17 protein-coding genes are annotated in these 21,407 nt (G+C 36.2%); all 17 read right to left on the bottom strand.

The window, feature by feature from the left end; genetic code table 11:
* Positions 1–227 precede the first annotated feature (227 nt).
* The 17 genes from IPI15_RS00430 to IPI15_RS00355 all read right to left on the bottom strand — a co-directional run bounded on the left by IPI15_RS00430 (position 228) and on the right by IPI15_RS00355 (position 21,355).
* The gene (locus IPI15_RS00430) at positions 228–1,688 is read right to left on the bottom strand and encodes a catalase (RefSeq protein ID WP_287402385.1); all 1,461 of its coding nucleotides are present in this window, start codon (positions 1,686–1,688) and stop codon (positions 228–230) included.
* A 159-nt stretch (positions 1,689–1,847) separates the two neighbouring features.
* A complete protein-coding gene (locus IPI15_RS00425; RefSeq protein ID WP_287418764.1) occupies positions 1,848–3,245 on the bottom strand; it encodes an alpha/beta hydrolase family protein in 1,398 nt (465 codons plus the stop codon).
* Positions 3,246–3,567: 322 nt separating this feature from the next.
* On the bottom strand, positions 3,568–4,236 hold the full coding sequence (locus IPI15_RS00420) for an FAD-binding oxidoreductase (protein WP_287418762.1): 669 nt from the start codon (positions 4,234–4,236) through the stop codon (positions 3,568–3,570).
* A 24-nt stretch (positions 4,237–4,260) separates the two neighbouring features.
* The gene (locus IPI15_RS00415) at positions 4,261–4,908 is read right to left on the bottom strand and encodes a sigma-70 family RNA polymerase sigma factor (RefSeq protein WP_287402380.1); all 648 of its coding nucleotides are present in this window, start codon (positions 4,906–4,908) and stop codon (positions 4,261–4,263) included.
* A 15-nt stretch (positions 4,909–4,923) separates the two neighbouring features.
* Entirely contained in the window at positions 4,924–5,307 is a 384-nt protein-coding gene (locus IPI15_RS00410; RefSeq protein ID WP_287418760.1) for a hypothetical protein, read from the bottom strand.
* Between the two features lie 357 nt (positions 5,308–5,664).
* Complete coding sequence (locus IPI15_RS00405; protein WP_287402377.1) at positions 5,665–7,578, bottom strand: peroxidase family protein; 1,914 nt, start codon at positions 7,576–7,578, stop codon at positions 5,665–5,667.
* 227 nt (positions 7,579–7,805) lie between these two features.
* On the bottom strand, positions 7,806–7,934 hold the full coding sequence (locus IPI15_RS00400) for a hypothetical protein (RefSeq protein ID WP_287402375.1): 129 nt from the start codon (positions 7,932–7,934) through the stop codon (positions 7,806–7,808).
* Between the two features lie 90 nt (positions 7,935–8,024).
* The gene (locus IPI15_RS00395; protein ID WP_287402373.1) at positions 8,025–10,358 is read right to left on the bottom strand and encodes a CotH family protein; all 2,334 of its coding nucleotides are present in this window, start codon (positions 10,356–10,358) and stop codon (positions 8,025–8,027) included.
* A gap of 137 nt (positions 10,359–10,495) precedes the next feature.
* The gene (locus IPI15_RS00390) at positions 10,496–11,968 is read right to left on the bottom strand and encodes an agmatine deiminase family protein (RefSeq protein WP_287402371.1); all 1,473 of its coding nucleotides are present in this window, start codon (positions 11,966–11,968) and stop codon (positions 10,496–10,498) included.
* A 134-nt stretch (positions 11,969–12,102) separates the two neighbouring features.
* Entirely contained in the window at positions 12,103–13,629 is a 1,527-nt protein-coding gene (locus IPI15_RS00385; RefSeq protein ID WP_287402369.1) for a DUF3500 domain-containing protein, read from the bottom strand.
* Positions 13,630–13,759: 130 nt separating this feature from the next.
* A complete protein-coding gene (locus IPI15_RS00380; protein ID WP_287418758.1) occupies positions 13,760–16,990 on the bottom strand; it encodes a S41 family peptidase in 3,231 nt (1,076 codons plus the stop codon).
* 217 nt (positions 16,991–17,207) lie between these two features.
* Positions 17,208–17,897, bottom strand: a complete 690-nt coding sequence (locus tag IPI15_RS00375) for a hypothetical protein (protein WP_287402365.1) — start codon at positions 17,895–17,897, stop codon at positions 17,208–17,210.
* Between the two features lie 108 nt (positions 17,898–18,005).
* Positions 18,006–18,320: a helix-turn-helix domain-containing protein gene (locus IPI15_RS00370; protein ID WP_287402363.1), complete on the bottom strand. Its 315-nt coding sequence runs from the start codon at positions 18,318–18,320 to the stop codon at positions 18,006–18,008.
* A complete protein-coding gene (locus tag IPI15_RS00365; protein WP_287402361.1) occupies positions 18,317–18,673 on the bottom strand; it encodes a type II toxin-antitoxin system RelE/ParE family toxin in 357 nt (118 codons plus the stop codon). The genes IPI15_RS00370 and IPI15_RS00365 overlap by 4 nt, the downstream gene beginning before the upstream one ends.
* 128 nt (positions 18,674–18,801) lie before the next feature.
* Complete coding sequence (locus IPI15_RS00360) at positions 18,802–20,154, bottom strand: DEAD/DEAH box helicase (protein WP_287402359.1); 1,353 nt, start codon at positions 20,152–20,154, stop codon at positions 18,802–18,804.
* Positions 20,155–20,354: 200 nt separating this feature from the next.
* Complete coding sequence (locus tag IPI15_RS19720) at positions 20,355–20,552, bottom strand: sterol desaturase family protein (RefSeq protein WP_353738757.1); 198 nt, start codon at positions 20,550–20,552, stop codon at positions 20,355–20,357.
* A gap of 65 nt (positions 20,553–20,617) precedes the next feature.
* Positions 20,618–21,355 carry a DUF547 domain-containing protein gene (locus IPI15_RS00355; protein ID WP_287402357.1) on the bottom strand — a complete coding sequence of 246 codons (738 nt, stop codon included), beginning with the start codon at positions 21,353–21,355 and terminating at the stop codon, positions 20,618–20,620.
* Between the last annotated feature and the right edge of the window lie 52 nt (positions 21,356–21,407).

Below are 21,407 nucleotides of genomic sequence, written 5' to 3'. Positions count from 1 at the left end.
CAAGCATTCCAACCACCTTAATAAATTTACCAATGCAATATGCAACTCCAAAACTTAAGTTTAATCAGTATGTTTTTGGAAATTTTTGGATGCTATTTGAAGCAAAAAAAAGTGGCGGTTTAGGAAACTAAAACTTACTTAAGGCACCTGGATTTACTGGATACACTGAGATTTTTAGATAGACCTACCCGCCACTTTTAGAAATTACTTTCGAAAGCGCTTACCACTTATAATTTTAATTCACTAATATTTATCCCTAATGCGTTGGCAACACCAGTTCCATAAGCTGGATCCGCCTTGTAACAATTAGAAATATGTCTTTCTTGAATAAACCGCTCAGCACCGCCAACTTCACCGGCTGTATTACTAAACAAAACTTGTTTTTGCTCATCTGACATCAATCTGAATAAATTGCCAGGCTGAGTGTAATAGTCCTCATCCTCTCTATGGTCATAATGAAAAGCAGCCCCTTGTAATTCCAGAGATGGTTCAACAAACTCCTTTTGCTCCTGCCATTGTCCATAGCTATTTGGTTCGTAATGGATAGTAGAACCTTCATTTCCATCTACACGCATTGCTCCATCTCTATGAAAATTATGAAAAGGACATTTAGGTGTATTTACAGGGATCTGATAATGATTTACTCCCAATCTATATCTCTGTGCATCTCCATAAGAGAATAATCGGCCTTGTAGCATTTTATCAGGAGAGAAGCCAATACCGGGAACCACGTTTGCAGGATTAAAAGCTGCTTGCTCAACATCTGCAAAATAGTTTTCAGGGTTTCTATTCAGCTCCATTACACCAACATCGATTAGTGGATAATCACCATGTGGCCATACTTTGGTTAAATCGAATGCATCAAAACGATAAGTTTTAGCATCCGCTTCAGGCATGATCTGAACTTTTAATTTCCATCTTGGGAAGTCACCTTTATCGATTGAATTAAATAAATCTCTCTGATTACTTTCTCTATCCTTTCCGATTATTTCAGTTGCCTCTGCATTAGTCAAATTTTGGATGCCTTGCTCTGTTCTAAAATGAAATTTCACCCAATAACGCTCATTTTTAGCATTGATAAAACTAAAGGTATGACTACCGAAACCGTGCATATGTCTGTACGTCTTAGGGATTCCTCTTTCACTCATTACAATAGTTACTTGATGCAGTGCTTCTGGAAGAAGTGTCCAAAAATCCCAATTGTGATTTGCACTTCTCAAGTTTGTTTGAGGATCACGCTTTACTGCCTTGTTAAGATCAGGAAATTTATAAGGATCTTTTAAAAAGAAAACAGGAGTATTATTTCCGGCCAAATCCCAGTTTCCTTCCTCTGTATAGAATTTTATAGCAAATCCACGAATGTCTCTTTCTGCATCCGCTGCTCCACGCTCTCCGGCTACAGTTGAAAAACGAACAAATAAATCCGTCTTTTTACCAATTTCAGAAAATATTTTGGCCTTTGTATATTGGGAAATATCATGTGTAACAGTAAATGTCCCAAAAGCACCTGAACCTTTAGCATGCATTCTTCTCTCGGGAATTACCTCTCTGTCGAAATGAGCAAGCTTTTCAAGAAACCAGAAATCTTCCAATAGCATCGGGCCTTTTTTCCCGGCTGTCTTTACATTTTGATTTTCAGCTATTGGTCTACCAGAAACCGATGTTAACTTTTTCTTTTCCTCATTCATGTTGTATAATTTTAAGTATTTAATATGTTATCTATCTTCAATTTAAATCTTTTTACAAGTGCGAAAATATGCATAATTACTTATTTACTAATGGGTCGTGTTATAAGTAATATTGTTTCAACCATTACGAAGAATGCTGAATGGCAATGAGTAAAGACTTTATTTATTTTGGGTTAATAACCATTTTGTTATTTCTTCCAAAGCTTTTGGCGAAAACGTCTGTTCAATACTTGCATATTCTTCGGGTAAGCCCGTTTGGCATTCTTGAAACAAATGATTCAAGTTGGGAAACTCCATTGTCGTTAAGTTTTTATTTCCTGCGTTTTTAAGTATATTTTTTATTGCTGTCAAATTTTCTTTTGGTGGCACTTGCAAGTCTTTTTCACCATTTACTGCCAAAACCGGACATGATACTTTTCTTAAAGCATCTGCCGGATCATATTTAATAAAATACTGCATCCAGGGACTAGAAATTTGATTAACCTGGTAAGTAACAAATTCTTCTTGTGTCATTCCATTTGGCAATTTAGAAATTGTGTCTTTGCTAATTAAATCGTTTAACTCATTTGTCAAGGCTGTTTTGAGCTTAAGGTCATTCTCAGACTTATTAACAATTTCAAATAATTTTGAATTTGTCAATATAGTTTTATTAATTTCAGCTTCAGATGTACCTGAAGCTCTGGCAATTAGCTCTTGTTGAAGCAATAGTAATTTACCTCCTTGAATTCCCGGGCCGGCCAATAAGACAATAAAGCTTACATCTTTTGATTTTGAGGCAACCATGGGTGCTATTAAGCCACCTTCACTATGTCCGATTAAACCAATTTTCTTTTTATTAATTTCGTTTCTGGTTTTTAGATAGTCAACAGCACTCAGCACATCAGTTGCAAAATCAGCTGAAGTTGCAGTTTTAAAATCACCCTTTGATTGCCCAACTCCTCTGTCATCATATCTAAATACAGCAATGCCATTTCTAGTTAAATAATCAGCAATTACAAGAAATGGTTTATGACCAAGAATCTCCTCATCTCTATTTTGGGGCCCACTTCCAGATATTAATATTACAACTGGAAAAATTCCATCCTTTTTTGGCAAAGTCAATGTTCCAGCTAATGAAATGTTTTCTATTGTATTTTGAAAAGTTATATCTTCAGAATAATAAGGATAAGGTTTTATGGGTTCTTGTGGTCGATTAATGACCACTTTTTCAATGTCTTTTCTTGACAAATTCATCGGGAATTCTTGCCCGCCTTGTTTAAAAGTTCCTTTAATTTCATTTTCCTTTAATTCCCCATTATATTCAATTCGCGCATTTGAAACTTCAAATTTTATTTTTGAATTTTCAAAAGTTGTGTTTGTAACCGGAATACCATTTGCGCCTTGATCAGGGCTATCCATCGTTGAAATATAGCCTATATCGGTCTTTGCGACATGGAAAACTAGTCTTAATTGCGTTCCTTGAACTTTTAGAACTCCATTCCATTGGCCAGTAATATCTTGGCCAAAAGAGTGAAAAGAAATTAAAAAAGTTAATAATAAAATTGAAACCCTCTTCATGGTAATTTTTTCTATTTTAAGTAAATACAGTAATTGTTAACATTTCGAAATCATATGCAAAACTTTCATGCTTCCATCAAGATTAATTATAATCTAATATCTTAGAGAAGATTATTGAGCTTCAATTATACGAAAAAATTATCACTCGAATTTAAAAATAAAGATTAATGATTTGGTAAAAAACTAAATGATACTGATTCATATAAGTATCAGTATCATTTTTGAACGTTAAAATGCAATTAATGTATCATTACTATCTAAAGTACCGCTGAGTAAAAATATTTAATAGGTTGAATGTTTATAAATCACCTTGAATAAAAAATTAGAAAGCTTCTCTTACAATATGACTATCAGTAATTTCCAAGACTGATAAATGATTTTCTACAGCCTGCATCATTGGCTCGGGACCACAGATATAAAAGTAGTCATTCTCACTTTTGATGTGATTTTTTATTAACTCTGCTGTAATATAACCATGCTCATAATGGTCCAATCTTTCAGCTGATAGCACATTTATGAAATTACAGCCTAAAAGTGTAATAAATTTGTCAGCTTGAATAATATCTGCTTTGGTTTTATTTGCAAAAATTAGCTTATTATCTCCAACTTTATGATCTTTTTCGAGTTGCTTAAAAATGGCAATAAAAGGCGTCACCCCTGCTCCTCCTGCAATAAATATGCCTTCACCTTTGTAACTTATATCACCAAAGGGATCGTGGATTAAAAGTTCATCACCTACTGAAAGCACAAGTAATTGCTCTGTAACTCCATGGTGAGAAGGGTATGTTTTAATCGTAAATTCAATATGGTCTTCATTTGGTAAAGAAGTAAATGTAAATGCACGCAATTTCTCTTCCCAACCTTCTTTATTTATAGATACATCTACTGCCTGGCCTGGCTGATATAGCAGATGCTCAGGTTTCTCTGCAACAATTTTTATTACATCATGCGTAAGATGTTCAATTGAAATAATTTTTACTACTTGTGCCATTACATATATTTATAATTTTAACAATTAAAGTTCCGTAATTGTTTGCATTACATGGTCAACAATTGCATCACAATAAATTAAATTAAATTCAAAAATTTCTTCTGCTGAATATGATTTTTCAATTTCTTTACGCAGCATAGTTTTTGCTCTATTAAGTCTAACTTTTACATTGGCTTCACTTATCTCTAACGCTTTGGCAGTCTCTGAAACATTTAATCCATTCATTTCACGCAATGAAAAAACCATTCTGTAATCAAACGGCACACTTCCCAATGCCTTTTCAATAATACAATGTAACTCTCTATTAGCTACCATCTTATAAGTATCATTTTCTGAGCGTTTGAACATTGGTTCTGAGCTATCCATAATTTCCGCCACGATTTCATTTTTAAAACTAAATTTTTGTTTCTTCCTGAAACAATGATTGAGCATTATTTTTATTATCCAAGATTTAAAACTTGAACGATTTTCAAATTTTGATAAATTTTTATATGCATCAATGAATGATTCCTGCATCAAGTCTTGGGTATCTTCGTGGTTGTAGTTGTAGGATCTTCCAACCTTGTACAAGAAAGGATTATTCCTCCGAATAAATATTTCATACTGTGCAATTTCTCCACTCAGAATATTCTCAATAATTTTTGCATCCGTATATTGTGTAAAAGATGTCATATTTTCAAAAATTAATTATGAGATAAATTTAGCAAAACGTCCCATTGAAAAAGCCGATATAGCCATTACAAAATCACGAACTGCTACATCAATAAAGTTGAATTCTCCTAAAAGTGTGAGTGCAATCAATGTAAGCCATGCAGCAACAATGTATCCTCCTAACTCTGTCTTTATCAACACAATTACACCAGCAATAATTTCTATTATTCCTAATATCATCATAAATGTTGAACCGGAAAACGGCAACATCTCCAGAAAGGCCGGATTAATGTATTGGGTCCAATCTGTTAGTAAATTTGTGAATTTATCAAGACCAGCTACAATGGGTACTATTACAAAAGTAAATTTTAGAAGATTAAATGGGTGCTTAATTGATTGTTGTAGTGTTATACTGTCCATGTGTTTGTAAATTTGAATTGAATAAAATTGATTGCTCTATTATATTGGAGTAAATGAAATATAGAAAGGTTACAATTTTATTTAATTAAAAAACTACAAACTAAAATATAACAACTTAAATTGCTGATATACAACAAACTAACACTTAAGAGACAGACTTTTTTTTAAAAAAAATTGGATAAAATGATACTTCTATTTTATTGACCTTGACCATACGAAATATATCATTTAATAAGAATTCTAAGACATCGATTATTACCAATTTATGATTACAAATGATAATACTTGGGGCGTGTTTAATAAAAAATGCCAGGTCAGAAATTATCCTTCCTGGCAATGAAAATTTTCAATTATATTCTAATCAACTTTTATAAAAAGTTTCTGACCAGTTTTATTTTCTGAGGTAATTATCATTGCATATGAGCCCTGTGTGCACGTGAAAGGAAGTGTAAGTGTTATAGTATTATTGCCTATAGATAAATTAGCCTCCCGTTCCAGTATCACTTTTCCTTGCATATCAACGACTTGAAGTGTAGCTTTTCGACTTGTCTCGGAAGGAATGCGGAGGAAGACCATTTGATGAACAGGGTTAGGATACAATGCGAAATCGATAAATCTATCTTCTTTGACATCTTTTGTAGCACTTGTAAGCGTATGTACCTCAAAAATATTATCTTTAATAATAGTCACCGGGGCGTTACGACGGATTACATCTGCAAGCCTTGTGGTTTTCGCTAACAATTTGTCTAAAGGTGATAATGCATCATCATTGAGATAATAGTAACGATCTCCGTCCCTTAAAGATATAAATTGCTGTTTTACGATTGTCATTGCTGTTTCACCGAAAAGTGCATTATGCATATGATTTTCAGCAAGCATACCAACCCACGGATCAATTTTGTTAACATCGCTGTACACAAACTTCAATGTTTGGTTCATAATCAAATCCGAAGACATTTGGTTGAAATCGTTAAGGCGCTCCAATCCAAAATCATTGCGCACAGTATTGTAATCCGGAAGTCCCCGTTCTCTGCCCCTTTCAATATTAATGACTGCCAAATCCATACCACCTGCTCCTGGAGCACCAAAAAGGAAGTTGCGAAGATCATCGATGATCTTGCAATCAAAATCTTGTTGAATCACCGTTGACATGCCAATCAAATATGGCTCTATACCTCCAATATCTTTTGTCGCTCCAGGATTAAAATAGGCATCTCTCAATAAGATATCACCTTCAGCCATGTAGTTCCCCGCATTGTCCATCCTCACTAACACACTATTGATAGTGGTATGACCATACCTGTAAGCTGCTGCAGAAAATACATTCATAATACCAGGATCAACTGAGGCATTGTAGCCCAGGTATGTATCCAACTCCATTCCTAGTTCAGGTAGCCATTCCTCGTAAGTAATAGCTTGGATTTCAGCACCTACAAGTTTACGGGCTCGCTGATATAATTCTTCATCATTCCATGATGGGAATTCATTAGCTAGTTTTGTACAAAGTCTGTTATGCTCTCGGGTAAATAAAGTATGCATAGCTGTAAGAAATGGATTCTCATTTGCTCGGACATCACCGGATACAAAAAATTTAGTTACATTGGGTAATGGCATTGCCATCTCGGGCGCAGATGGATCAATCACGTCATTATACTCGCCGGTAATGGTGTTCCATGGAAGAAGATTACCACTTGATACTTTGATTTTACCTCCTATGAATGTTCTTAACCATTTGGCACGTGACTCATCTGATCCATATATAGTCGAGGCATCTACAAAAGATGTTATATGGTTGATATACTTTCTTGGATTGCTAGGATCAGTTCCCGTGTTAGGATCAAATAGATTGCGTAATATATTCATTTTGGCAGTGCCTGTGGCCTGTGGATCGAAATAAACATCACCTTTAGGTATGGAAATTGCCAAACCTTCATTAGGATTGTCTGTAACAAGAGTGATATCGTGATCAATAAATTGGCCCCAAACCCAGCAGTAAGCACTAAGATTACGTGGATCGTTTTCAAGTGTATTTTGAACATTAAGCATATTGCTGATGTAACGGGCGTTAGGTCTGTCAGAACCCGCCGGTGAAGAATAGCCGTCACCAAAACCGATGGTACCGTATTCTAATTCATTTGAACCCGTCGTCCCCCACTCTTGATGGAGAAGATTGTTGCCCTTGCCATCAATAGTACGATTTAACTGGGCATAAGATGGAATTATCCATAAGATAATCGCCACCATGACTATGTAATTTGCTAAAAACTTCATGTAACATAAATTTAAAATGGATAAAATATAAAACTGAAAATACAGTCAACCTAATTGATTTACAATTAAGGACATATTTGTCCTAAATATATGAAAACTAGTTTTTAGATTTATTATAAATAATACTTTAGGGACATATATATAATTACATATGTATATTCATTTACTATACAATGTATTTTATATATCAAATATTCGATACATAAATTTTTATTGTGGATACCTACTTATCTTAAACGCTGGATGATGCTATTTAAGACCACCTTATTGATCTCAGCTAAACTATAAGAACTTGAATTAATAGACGCACTAGGATTCCATTCTTTCATAAAAAGAATGGCTATTAATTTACCCATCTTCTCAATTTTGATAGTGGGCAAACAATCAATTTAATCAATTTAATCAATTTAAAGTATTCAAATGGCTAAAATATTCAATTAAAGAATCTATTTTACGATTACTAACCTTTTATATTTAATATTTGAACCAGATTCAAATCGAATAATATAAATCCCTGGTGAAAAATTGCGAATATCAAATTTGAGCGCATGGCTTCCACTATCCTGCATTTCCCCTTTTACAGATGCAACTGAATTACCTAAATAATTATGCATACTCACCTTAACTTTCATAGGTGCTGACAATGTATATTCAATCTGAACAAAGTCAGAGGCGGGATTAGGAAAACATTGAAGTATTTCAGAAAATTCATGATGATTTGATCCGCTAATAGCAGGTATGCAGAGCCCGGGAATATTCTTATCAAGCCAATCTAATCGCAAACTAATCCATCCCTTCAAAGTATCCAGCACTCCATCATACGTGGTGGCTATGTCCCCGATTTCTGGGGCAGGTCCACTCTTACCAAGTATTGGCCATTTTTTAAAATGACGTGCCTGAGCGTTTTGCACTAGATTCTTGACACTATCTATATATGAGAAAATATAAGAGGTATCTAAAATTGTTTGCCTGTAATTTTCATAGGTGCAACGCAATTCATTGCTAAATGATGTATCCTGAAGTAAACGGATATACCAACCAGTAGAATAATTATCCGGAGAGCAGTCATTGACATAATGCGCCCAACCCGAACCATCTAAGTTTTCTGAAGTACATCCTCCAATATTTTTCCATGCCCAGTCAAAATCCCATACAGGGCCAGCTTTTAACTTCCCTCCTTTTGAATTTTTGTCTTTGTTATAAAAAACACTCTTCTTAAATCCATCTCCATTTCGCGACAATTCATTCACAAGAAAATAATCAATAAAAGATTTTACATCCATGTACTTTCTGTATCCATTTGTGGTATCTGTAAAGTTTGAACTATAAAGTGCTGCCTCCAAACTATCCACATAGGATGCTATATAAGCCTTTTGAATTGGCAAAAGATTCTCCGGTTTTGGATCCTGGTATAAAAAATGGATATCAAATCCTGGATGATCAATAGGGGAATAGTTGGATTGAAAACTATTGTCTGCATTCCAGTGATTTTGTTGAAGAATATAACCACCTGTAAGATCATCTCCAGAAATATCCGCTTCAGTTAAGTTGGCTATATTAACTCTGTTTTTATCACGTTTAATTTTCTCTCCAAATACATAAATTCCCTTATACGAACTGTCAATTAGTACTTCACAAAGACTTGTCCTTACACTATAATTGCCCATCGCCCCAAATAGATGATATGCCAGAGGATTCCTTATTAAGGAAAGATCATTAAAGTTGGATAACAACACCCAATCATTTTCAGCAGGCATTCCTAAAAGAGATACATTCTTATTCTCTCCAACTTCATCTTGAGTTTCGATACCATATGGGCGTTGTGGATAACCGGCTGAAGTTGCTCCCCGTATTTCAATTCCAATATTTCCATCGTAGACATTGGCATTGTCTGTCAAATAAGTAATATTGCCTACTCCATTATACTTAACTTCCATTAAGCAATTTATTTTAGTGTCTTCCACTATTGTCTGCCCCAATGTATTAATCATTACGATAGGCAGTTCAGAGCTGTCGAGAGAAACAACACCCAAATCTTCAACACAAAGTTCAAAATTGCCACTGCTGCCATCGTATCCAAAGACCTGAATGTAAAGTGTTTGATCCGGCAATAAATCATATACATTAAGAAAAGAAAAGCTACCATTTCCACCGTCATCATCACATCCCAGTAATCGAAGATCGGTGCATGAACTACCTGACCAAACAGCTATCCCAGTATCATTCAAGCTGCCGTTGTCAGTTTCAAAACCAACATTTCCCGAAGGAGGAACCTCTGTTTTAAACCAAATATCACCGCCTTTATATCCAGCGCAATCAGGGTTTAATCCGGAACCTATAAATCCAATGTTATCCTTAATAAGACATTCACCAGTATCAATTGCAATGGCTGTGCAAGCATTATTACCAGGAACTGTTATACCTGAGCAATTACCAGATGGCAATGATATGCTGCCTGTTTGAGGATTCGGCCCGGCAGCAAAAACAAGATTCCATGAAGGATCGTATAATTGATAGGAATTTTCATTTTCATACATTCCCCCCTTATAAAAAAAGCTGATTGATGCATCATTACAAACTGTAAATGTATCTGAACTTACAAAGTTCTCTGCCTTAAATTCTCCAATCGAAACATTATTAATATACACTTCTAGACTGCCTCCGTTCCAACCATCACCATATGAGTCGTGCATGATTATTGTGTAGGTGCAACATTGGGAATTTGCATATGAGGCACTTAGAAAGACAAGGAGGATAATACATTTAAGCCTGATATACATGTTTCTTTTTTTTTCGTTCGTCAAAGATAGTTTTTGCGATGAAAAAAAATACATTTTCTCGTAAGTATAAAACATGCAAAACTTAGTCAATTAAAAGACTAAGTTTGAGAATCTTAATTCCTAAATAGCATTTATTATTATTGTATAAAAAAATTAAACAATCCACCCGGTGCCGTCCGAGGTGCTGTTTCTTTTTGCCCGGATTTCGAAACAGCTGATATATAATATTCAATTGTGCACCCTGATTTGTGAAATGGTATTTCTACAGAAAAATGATCGACAGCATCTGTTTGTTTTAATGCGATTTGATTCCAGCCTTTCTGACCTGATACGCGCCAAAAGAGCATCGTTTTCTTTAAATCAAGTCCTTTTCCACTATAATCAATAATTGTTGAATACACATGATTTTTATGTTTACTATCAACTATGTTCTTAATTCTTTTTGTTGTAATAAAAATCATTTGAGGATCCCATACTGCTCTTGTTCTGCAATGAAGGGCATCGCCACTATTCCATCCGTATATTTTATAATGGTCTTTCACATTTGCATCCACCAAAGGTTCATGTGCCAATAGAAAGTAAAAACCTTTAACTGTATAGCCCGGCATTACCTCGCGCCATCTTTCAAGTGCAAGACTATCTTGAGATATCTGAAATAATGGAACATAGATCGTTTGATTTAGTATGAGGGAATTGGTGTAAGCTGCCAGTCGATCCTTACTGTATCGGTCTGTTTTAATTCTAATTATTTCATATGGGCGGCCATAAGGTGTTTTCAATTTTGCTAATTCATTGTCAACGATATTTTGATAAATGGCATATTCCGGATGATCTGACGGTGGCTCTGCTACAAGGATGCGTTCCTCATCTAATACTTTCATGAAACAGTCAATATGCTGAATGCTTCTTTTCTCAAAATTTGAAATTATGTGGTAATTATTCAGGCCCAAAAGATTTTTGTTGAGTTGGAAGAATTGGTCGTCACTTAATCCTCTGAATTTATTTTCTTGTAACAAGATACACGTGGAAAAAGCCGATCCCAATCCGTCAGTCAATACATTACCACCGGTATTTGCAAAAGGAAGATCTAAAACTTCAGTATGTAATGCAGCACCTACATAAACACTGGCACTATCATCTGTTTCGGTTTTGATGATTTTTTTATCCGCATTCATATAAATAAATTCAAGACTGTCATCACATCCAATATCAGACACCGGTGTAGAATAAGTATATTTTCCATCACCCAATTCCATTTTTTTATCCGGTGTAAAAACGGCACTTGGCCCCCAATCTCTTGTCCACCATGAATCAATGCCTGCCGGGGCGTAAATAAAAGTATTTTTTGATGGATCTATTCCCCAAGCTGTGTACCACTTTAAGGCAATTGCTTTTGTGGAGTCATTCTGCACCAATGTATAAAGATGATTGTCATTTGCCAACTCAACTACTAATTTGTACGGTATGCTTAAGGGCCATACAATCATGGTACCTAATGCCGGTTCCCATTCTGCAGCCACACGATTACTTTTTCCTTGAGTATAATAATTGTTCTGAGCGGACAACTGAAAGACAGATAAAAATAAAACTATAATTAATAAAGGTTTCATGATTGTTATTTAATTTTTTTAAAAGGACTAGCAAAAAAACTCAGTTCAAATTCCAGGAAACTTAATGCTATTGTGCTATATTTTACCTTCAAGCTATTCCTAATAAATTAGTAATCCGAGAATTTAAGAGGTAGTTAATAATTATCCTTTTTATGCTCTTTTTCCAAATGCTCTCTCAACAGGTCCTTACCATAATCATTGCCATTCGGAGTACGAACTACCGTGTGAATATGGCTTTTGACAGGACCGGGATAAGGATTTGAAGGGTCGTAAATAAACACCGGAGTTTGATGATCAAATTCAATCAAAATAACCGGACTGTGGATGCGATAATAAAAAGGACCATCCGGATTATCTCCTTGAACCCAGGAGAAATTTGTTTCTTTTAAATAATGTTGAACTTCTTCCATTTTAATTATTGCCTGACCCTCCCTTAGGTTATTTACATACTCAGCAATTAATTCTAATAGAGCTTTTTGTTGTTTTTTAGATAATTTTCTAGCCGAAATTCCTGATATGGGTATGATTTCATTGTCTCTGAATGCCTCTGAACGATTAAAGTCATATTCCTTTTTGTGCAAAATGGTCGCTTCCACTTTTTGTTTTTTGGTGAGAGATTTATAAAAGTCGAGGCCTTTTTTTTCTTCTACGACGAATGTGCGCAAACCTTCATTTTCTCCGGATTCGATATAATTCGGTTCGGACCCCATAAAAATCGGCGTCATGACCACCTGATCACCTAATACAAAATAATTAATTACGATGTGATGCCCCTCGATTTGCCATCCATAAGGTTCAGTATCTGAAGGTGATCCGTAAAATGTAAACCAATATTTTTCTCTGCCTAAGGCTTTCACTTCCGGTACTAAAACTGCCAGATAAGCTTCCATAGACATTATATCTTTTACTTTTTGAAGACCTCGGGAACTAAGACTTTCTGCCAATAAGTTAAAAACTAATTCTTTTTGTCTTGAATTCATTTCTTCCAAACAAAGACCTGCTCTTGGCCAGGATTCTATATTGTGCCATCTTCTCCACTCTTTCGATTCAATAGGAAAAATTGACTTTGTTTTTTGTTCTTCTGTTAGCGTTTGGATAAAAGTCACAACCGCATTTTTGATTGGCGCAGTTGAAAATCCCGTTTTTATGATTGGGAAAAGATTATCAATTGCCTTCCCATCAGTAGTAATGCCGACATAGGGCTTTTCAAATAAATCATTTTCTGCCGGTGAATTCGGTGTTGGAAAAAGCATTTTTGTAGGTCTTATTTTCCCTTCCAGACCGTCAACAAAACCCCAGCTTTCAAGTATATTCTGATTTCCATTTTTCTCAAGTACTATTTGTCGCCAAAAATCAGTTTTACCATTTGCGGCCAAATATCTATAAGCTATCGTCCGACCAATGATCGAATCCGGAAAAGAAATGCTTTGTTGATAAAGCCCTTTATCATTAAGATTATGTGGAAACATAACCACATGATCCTCCGTCACACCATCGATATAAGGTTGTAAAAACCACATGACAGCCACTGAATCCGGATTGTCAATATCGGTAATCTTGAGGTTAAAAATTACTTGATGGTTTCTGTTATGGATAACCTGTTGAGCATCGACTTGGATAAAAAATACGACGGAAACGACGAAGAAAATTGTTTTAATCATTTGCAGAAGTAGAAATTAACTTTTATGATTTAAATATAAATACTTTTCAAGAGATATTTATATTTAAATCATAGCAGTTGCAGGGTGAAAGGTTCAATCCTAACCCTTTCTTTTACTTCTATCTCCGATTTTAATTCTCCCTTTTCGCCGGAGTAGAATAAGCCGGTCTCTTCACATCAGGAAATGGTTCCTTCTCCAAGAGCTTCAACGTTTCTTCCACTGCCTTTTCAAGTTGGAGGTCTCTGCCCTTTGACACAGCGATAGCTGAGATCTTTTGCTCGATGTCCGGTGCAATACCCATATTTTCTCCAACCCATTTATTATTTATCGGATCAAAAACTCCATTATCAGGTGCCGTCATAGCTCCACCATCTACAAAGGAATAATGAGTAGAAGATTTCACAAGCCCACCCCAGGTGCGGGTTCCGATCAGTGGTCCTACTTTTTGCTGGCGGAATATCCACGGGAAGAAATCTCCACCGGAACCGGCCATTTCATTGATCAGCAATACTTTTGGACCTAAGATTCCGGCAGGTAAACGGAGTGGTTTACCATCAGGTACTTCATTGGTAATAGCTGCACGAAGCCTGCGTACCATCAGATCCACCATATAATCATCCAATAATCCGCCACCGTTAAATCTTTCATCAATGACCGCTCCTTGTTTATCTTGTTGTGAAAAATAGTATCTATTAAAACTATTAAATCCAGGACCGCCGGTATTTGGAACCCAGACATAGCCCAATTTACCTTTGGACAATTCATCTACTTTGCGGCGATTATCTTCAACCCAGGCTCGCTGGCGCAGAGCACTTTCATTCTTGAGTGGCTTTACAATTACTGTCCAGGCGCCATCATTGGAAGGTTTTTTATTAACCAATAAAACTGTTTGCATGTCGGCACTTCCATTCAGGAATTGATATGGATCATCTGATGCTTTTAGGTCATTACCATTGACGGCAAGGATATAATTGCCCTGCTCTATCTTGAGATTTGGTTGTGACAATGGTGCAGTCAACTCCGGGTTCCAACTTTCAGCAGTATAAATCCTGTTGATCTTCCAAAAGCCATCGGCAACGATAAGGTCAGCACCCAGCACACCTACTCTTGATGTATCCAATGCCGGAAAATCTCCTCCAAACACAAAACTGTGTCCTACAGAAACTTCACCGCCCAATTGATCCAACATGTAAGTTAGGTCTGCACGATGTCTGATGAATGGCATCAGAGGGGCATATTGATCCCACACTTCTTTCCAATCCCTGCCGTGCATGTTTCTGTCATAAAAATAATCGCGCTGGTATCTCCATGCTTCACTGAATATCTGTGTCCACTCTTCTATCCTGTTCAATTCCATGCGCAAGGTCATGGACACACCACCTTCGCCTGGTCCTGCTGGTTTGGCAGTAGATACAACCCTCCATCCGGGCCCGGATTTAAACAATATTTTCTCAGCATTGGCAGAAACGGCAAACTGTGAGCCTCCTTTTACAAGGTCTTCCATTTTTTTATCTGCAATAACATATTTGCTCAAACTTGATCCCGAAATTATTAGGACAGAGCCTTTCGGTCCGGTTAACAAACCATCATAATTTCCCGTAGGTATTGGCATGGCGATGATACGCGTATCCAAATTATTCCAATCGATACGGACATTTTTAGATGCGGCTATCGTATCTTTTGAATCCTTTGTTTTGGCTATGCTCGTGCTATCCGGTTCTTCATCCGTTTTTAAGGGAAAAGGATTTGGTTCATCATTTCTCAATAAGGTGATGTAGGCGCCAAAAGTAGGTTGTGCCTGCTGAGAACTGGTATTGGCCCAACCTGAACCCAATGCCACATTCGTGCTCGCTAAAAAGTACAAGTACCTGCCATTCAAATCCCAGGCAGGAGAGATAGCATCGGCCATAGGATTACTGAGGGATGTGACTTTTTTGCTGTCAACATTCCAGACCATAATGCTTCTGAAGCTATTGCTTTCAGTTTTTGAATACGCAAGCCACTTACTATCAGGCGACCAGGTAAATCCCATACTGCCTCTTTCAAGATTTGTTCCACCAACATCTATATTCAAAAGTTTACCATTTGAAATTTCAAGAACTTTTACCCTCACTGCATTGTCAGCAAAGGCGATAAATTTTCCATCGGGAGACCAAGCGGCTTCCCAGGCCAATTTACTTTCACCAATTGAGATCTTTTTTGGCGCTTTTGTACCTTCCTGATCAGAGATATACATAGCATACCCTTCACCATCCTTATCAGAAAACCAGGCAATTTGTTTTCCGTCGGGTGACCAGATCGGTCTTCGATCAGCAGCTCCTGAACTTTGAGTAAGATTTCTCGCATCTCCATTTTCCACAGGGATTGTAAAGATTTCACCTCTTGCTTCTACCAAAATACGTTTACCTGTAGGCGACAATGAGGCGCTGGCGATTTCGTCTGTCACATTTTCCAATCGGGTTTCAGCCCATGGGAAATCTCCGATTACTGATATATTCAATTGGGTAGTTTTGCCGTAGATGGGATCTACAATATGGAGATAACCGTCTTGTTCAATTATAAGCTCATTTCCATTTCCTTCCAGCCATTTCACATCGCCATTTGTAAAATTAGTAACCTGTCTTACGGCTTTTGTTGAAACATCATATGACCACACATTCATTATAAATCCCCTGTCAGAGAGAAAGAAGATCTCGTTACTCAACCAAATAGGATGTATGTCTTCGCTGCCATCAGTCGGAATATCCTCCTCTGCTAAAGTCTTAAGATCCAAAATCTGAAGCGGAGTATTTTGTCCACCACGATAATGCCTCCATTCGGAATCCCAACGACTAACTCTGTCTATTACTAATTTCTTCCCATCTGGTGCATATCTTCCATCGAAGCCCCATGGTGCCGGAAGCAATTCTGAAGGACCCCCTTTTACTGGAACTTTCCAAAGACGCCCATAACCTGTAGGTGCACTCTCCCGTCCCGAAGAAAATAAAATTTCTTTTCCGTCGGGCGTAAAACCACGAGCTGATGCCGCGGAAGGATACCAGGTCAATTGAGTTGGTGCCCCTCCGACGGATGCTACGACATATACTTGTGCGATACCGCTGCGATTGGAGCTGAAGGCGATCCATTTACCATCAGGAGAAAAGTGTGGATTCGATTCCACGGCTGCGGTGCTAGTAATTCTTTGGGAAGATCCGCCATTTTTTTGCGCTGTCCAAATGTCCCCTCCATATTCGAAAACGATTTGAGTTGAACTAATGTCCGGTTGGCGGAGAAGTCTGGTCCCTTGACTGAATACACTAGATTGTATGAATAATGAAAAACAAAGGAATAAAAGGTTTTTGAGCATTATTTGTGGAGGCATAATGGATATTTTATTAATTCTGGTTTATCTAATGCACCAAATTAATCAAAACATCTTATACCAAGTGTGAAGGATCGAAATATAGCATTATAGGGAGGACGAAACCATGATTTCTGTATATCAAATCATTCAATAGGCATGAGTGGTAATTTGCTTTCAAAAAATAGTGAATTAACTTTTTTCTAATTGCAACTCACTATTGTTTTGCATAGATTTATTAATCTACTACCTGAAACCAATACATTCTTTTTTCATCTGTAAATTTTTGTGTCTGATCATTTGAACTAAATACATTGGGAGGAAGTGGTGATTGGTCCAATAATTCCGGATTATTATTTATCACATTGAAAAGATGTGTCATATTGCCTTTATCTAAAATAGGGTTGAATGTATTACAATCCAAATCATAATGGATAAAAATTGCTTTTCCATTCGGGCTGATCCTAAAAACACCTTTTCTTTTAAGTACTATTTTAATTACAGAAATTTGCTCTTTTTCTATAATACTTTCTTCTATAAAAGATTTAAAATAGGAAATTTGTCCGTTATTTTCCAATTCATAAATTGGAAAATTTGAGGTGTCAACAATGATTTCAAATAAATCATCATCTTTCTGTAAATTAAAATCGGCGTGCCTGACACCAATGTTAATTCCGATAGGTATGCCGGTGCAACTAATCTCAATTAAATTTTGAGTTCTTAAATCTTTGAGACGATGGTCTTTAATAGTTGCAGCCAGGGTAATTGTATCATTTATTCGATATACCTTTTGCACCGGAAATATCTCCAGTGGAAGTTCTAAGTCATATATATTATTATACTCCTCTTCTTCAGATATTCCACATGTGAATCCATAGGTGATTAAAAGAAGGAGAGAAAGTAATGTAATTAATTTTGAGGTTTTCATAAATAATAATTTTATTCGAGAAAAATGGATTGATTAATTTAAAAAATGAAGTATTTCAGTTCTAACCTTGTCAGGCATTTTATTTAGTATTTAAATTCAGTTTATGGCTCATTGCCCGATATTAATAAATAGGTTAGGAAGTTCTATTTGAAATTTGACTTTTGCTTTTAAAGCTGTAAAAACTCTAATTAATGTGTCCATAGTTACATTACTAGCATTGTTTTCCAGTCGAGATATTTGTGCCTTTTGAACTCCAATTAATTTTCCAAGTTCCTCCTGTGTTAAGTTTCTTTCTAATCGTGTTTGTTTTATTGCTTTTCCGATTAGATCCATTTGAAGTTCATATTCAAAAATATCACGATCAGGAGTACCAATTTTACCAATAAGTTTATCCTGAACTTGGTCTAGCGTATATGATTTCATTTCTTTTTCTTTTTAATTTGCATTTCTTCAAAATATTTTGATCTTATGTTAACTGCCTTTTGAATTTCCTTACCTGGAACCTTGTGTCCTTTCTTGATAAATCCGTGCGTCGAAACAACTAATATTTCAACCGCCGAAGTCTTGTCCCAAAAGGCAAGCATTCTATGTTGAAGACCTTGATAAAGTGTTCTAAACTCCCAAATGTCATTTGACAACTTTTTGAAGAGGTCTCCGTCGAGTTCTATTTGAGACATACGAATGTTGTACAATATTTTCTCATAATGTTTTCGCTCCAAACCACTTAGATATTCAAATGCCTCTTCTAGCAATATGATCTCAAAATGTTTGTCCATTTTAATTAATCATTAAACGGTTAAAGATAAACAAAGTTTCGTCATAATGAAACATTTGCTTTTGAACTTGAATTTTGGAGAGATATATTTAGAATATTTATAGGAGAGCTTTTGTAGTTAAAACGCCATCAAATCCCACTCACTCTTACCTTCTTCGTCTTAAGTTTATTATTATTAGTCCTTTCAATGACCAAATCTGCTATCTCTTCATGGACGGCAACATAGGTGCTATCCTGTTTGACTTCAATGATACCTAGTTGGTCTTTATTGATCTGGCCCTGCTTCAGGAATAATCCGGCGATGTCTCCTTTAGATATTTTGTCACGCCTTCCTCCTGTGATGTAAAGTGTTTTCCATTTTATAGGAGGAGAAATTGTTGCTTCTTGTAATTCCTCTATTTGTAAACTTTCAGAAACTATTTCCTGAATATACTCAGGTAATTTTTCATCCTTGTAATGAAGAATGTAAGCAACACCATCACGGTTCATACGCGCCGTACGGCCATTTCTGTGGGTGAATTCTTTTTCGCTTGGGGGGAGATGATAGTGCAGAATGAATCTGATTTCAGGAATGTCCAATCCTCTGGAGGCAAGATCGGTTGCCAGAAGCAATTGACATGTGCCATTTCTAAATTTCACTAAAGCACGCTCCCGATCTACCTGTTCCATGCCTCCATGAAATCGCTCGTGATGGATAATATTTTCAGTCAAAAAAACACTTACCCTTTCTAACGCTTCTTTGAAATTACAAAAAACAATGCCCGGTTGATGACCAATAAATGCCAATGCTTTTTTCAAAGATTGTAACTTATCCTTTTCTGAAGTAAGGATAGTTTTTATGGTAAGTTGAGAGGTGCCTTCCCTAAGGTAATTAATAAAAACAGGCCTTTGTAACCCAACAAATTTCGGTATGCCAACATCACTGGTAGCTGAAGTCAGAATCCTTTGTTTAACACGTGGCATAGCTTCTACGATCTCCGTCATCTCTGCTTCAAAACCAACTTCTAATGACTTATCGAATTCATCAAGCACTAAAGTATGAATTTCATTCAAAGAAAAATTATCCCTTCTTATTCTATCAGCGACACGACCAGGCGTTCCAATTAGGATGGCAGGACGATGTTTTAAGTCGATTTTATCCAACGCTCCGGCACGTCCGCCATAGACGGCATTTACTTTAAAACCGGAACCCATATTTCGGGCGACTTGCTCTATTTGTTGAGCCAATTCACGAGATGGAACAAGGATTAGAATTTGTATTTCCGAACAATTTGCATCTAATTTTTCAATCAAAGGCAACAAAAAAGCAAGTGTTTTTCCGGTCCCGGTAGGTGAAAGCAAAACTACATCCGACTTCGACCGTATTGTATTTCCTGCCTCTTTCTGCATTGGATTGAGGGCGGTAATTCCAAATTTATTTAGAAACGGGGATGTATTTTTCTCCTCGGAAATTTCTTTTTCATTTGTATCTTTTTTTGACATCGAGTAACTGTTCTATATGTTTTTATGCTAAAAATAACAATGAAAACTATTAATTCTAATTTGACCAATCATGGTTGCATCCACTCATCCGAGTGGGTATTAAAACTTGGTAGCTGATTTAAAGCCATCTTCCGGCAAAGTTACAACTATTTTAAAATACCAGGTGTAGGGTTTAGGACGTGCTTATAAGTTGATGAATTTCAAGCCCGGTCGTTTATACCAAATTCTATAGGTTCTTCAACCTTTCGGATATAGCTTCCGAACAAAATGTCCCAGTAAGGGAGCACTGAACTGTAATTGGAGTCTGTTTCTGTTCTGGTGACCGAGTGATGAATGCGGTGCATCTTGGGGGAAACGATAATGTAGTAGCGGAAAGTCTGGTCTTTACTTTTACTGATTCTGGCCTGCGTGCAAATATAATTAGTGCTTGAGTTTTAACTGTCATAAATTAAATTTCTAAATACTAATTATCTTTATAGTTTTCCAGATATAATTGCCAGTCGTAAGACTTGAATGCTATTTTTTGTTTTGCATCTTGAGGCAGTATTCCCAGCTTTTTACACAGTTTAATTTCATTTTTTTTGCCGCCAAAGTCTCCCCGAAACCAGTTCATAAGCATCGGAAGGTATAGTGTATTTTCTTTTTCAAGGTACTCTGCTTCACCCTTCAAATATGCCAATGTCGCCATGTCCAACTGTTCATCTAATCCTTCTGGTTTGTAATAAGCTATCGATGGGCAACTGGAAGCTCCGCAATTGAGCGTGAAATGTATGCGGTAATCTACTTTTTTGACCCTAAATTTCTTTTCCAATTTTCCGGGAAAAATTTTGCCGAAATATCCCAGACTCCACTTTACCCTGGAGTGACGGAGAAATCCATGCTCTATTTTATCGAGGCTGACCTTGTGGGATGCAAACAGAATTTGGTTTGACTTAAAGAATTCATTTCTATCTTTATATTTATTGGGATCTTGCTTGAGAATATATTGAGTATAAGCATTATACAGATTTATAAAAAATGCCTTCTTGTCAATGTCAGTAACTAATTGTTGCGCCACTAAATCTTCACTTGCAGTAGCTAAACTGTCAAGATAGGGAGCAGCGTTCTCATTTGTTCTGACTGCATATAAGAAGTCTTGAGACATTTTTATGTAGTCAATTTGCTGACTATCTTGAGCAGAAACCTTAGAAACAATACTCATGATTATTAAAATAATATAATATTTAGCACCCATTTTTTAACTAAATTATTTA

The sequence above is a fragment of the Candidatus Brachybacter algidus genome, from assembly GCF_016707225.1.
Lineage (GTDB): Bacteria > Bacteroidota > Bacteroidia > Chitinophagales > Saprospiraceae > Parvibacillus > Parvibacillus algidus.
This window is presented reverse-complemented; position numbering and strand designations above follow the sequence as displayed.

What these genes read in the sequence shown, in the direction of transcription:
- IPI15_RS00385 (WP_287402369.1), bottom strand. Translation starts at nt 13,629, where the DNA reads ATGATTAAAACAATTTTCTTCGTCGTTTCCGTCGTATTTTTTATCCAA.
- IPI15_RS00425 (WP_287418764.1), bottom strand. Translation starts at nt 3,245, where the DNA reads ATGAAGAGGGTTTCAATTTTATTATTAACTTTTTTAATTTCTTTTCAC.
- IPI15_RS00375 (WP_287402365.1), bottom strand. Translation starts at nt 17,897, where the DNA reads ATGAAAACCTCAAAATTAATTACATTACTTTCTCTCCTTCTTTTAATC.
- IPI15_RS00400 (WP_287402375.1), bottom strand. Translation starts at nt 7,934, where the DNA reads ATGGGTAAATTAATAGCCATTCTTTTTATGAAAGAATGGAATCCTAGT.
- IPI15_RS00430 (WP_287402385.1), bottom strand. Translation starts at nt 1,688, where the DNA reads ATGAATGAGGAAAAGAAAAAGTTAACATCGGTTTCTGGTAGACCAATA.
- IPI15_RS00360 (WP_287402359.1), bottom strand. Translation starts at nt 20,154, where the DNA reads ATGTCAAAAAAAGATACAAATGAAAAAGAAATTTCCGAGGAGAAAAAT.
- IPI15_RS00420 (WP_287418762.1), bottom strand. Translation starts at nt 4,236, where the DNA reads ATGGCACAAGTAGTAAAAATTATTTCAATTGAACATCTTACGCATGAT.
- IPI15_RS00390 (WP_287402371.1), bottom strand. Translation starts at nt 11,968, where the DNA reads ATGAAACCTTTATTAATTATAGTTTTATTTTTATCTGTCTTTCAGTTG.
- IPI15_RS00355 (WP_287402357.1), bottom strand. Translation starts at nt 21,355, where the DNA reads ATGAGTATTGTTTCTAAGGTTTCTGCTCAAGATAGTCAGCAAATTGAC.
- IPI15_RS00410 (WP_287418760.1), bottom strand. Translation starts at nt 5,307, where the DNA reads ATGGACAGTATAACACTACAACAATCAATTAAGCACCCATTTAATCTT.
- IPI15_RS00380 (WP_287418758.1), bottom strand. Translation starts at nt 16,990, where the DNA reads ATGCCTCCACAAATAATGCTCAAAAACCTTTTATTCCTTTGTTTTTCA.
- IPI15_RS00395 (WP_287402373.1), bottom strand. Translation starts at nt 10,358, where the DNA reads ATGTATATCAGGCTTAAATGTATTATCCTCCTTGTCTTTCTAAGTGCC.
- IPI15_RS00370 (WP_287402363.1), bottom strand. Translation starts at nt 18,320, where the DNA reads ATGAAATCATATACGCTAGACCAAGTTCAGGATAAACTTATTGGTAAA.
- IPI15_RS00415 (WP_287402380.1), bottom strand. Translation starts at nt 4,908, where the DNA reads ATGACATCTTTTACACAATATACGGATGCAAAAATTATTGAGAATATT.
- IPI15_RS00365 (WP_287402361.1), bottom strand. Translation starts at nt 18,673, where the DNA reads ATGGACAAACATTTTGAGATCATATTGCTAGAAGAGGCATTTGAATAT.
- IPI15_RS00405 (WP_287402377.1), bottom strand. Translation starts at nt 7,578, where the DNA reads ATGAAGTTTTTAGCAAATTACATAGTCATGGTGGCGATTATCTTATGG.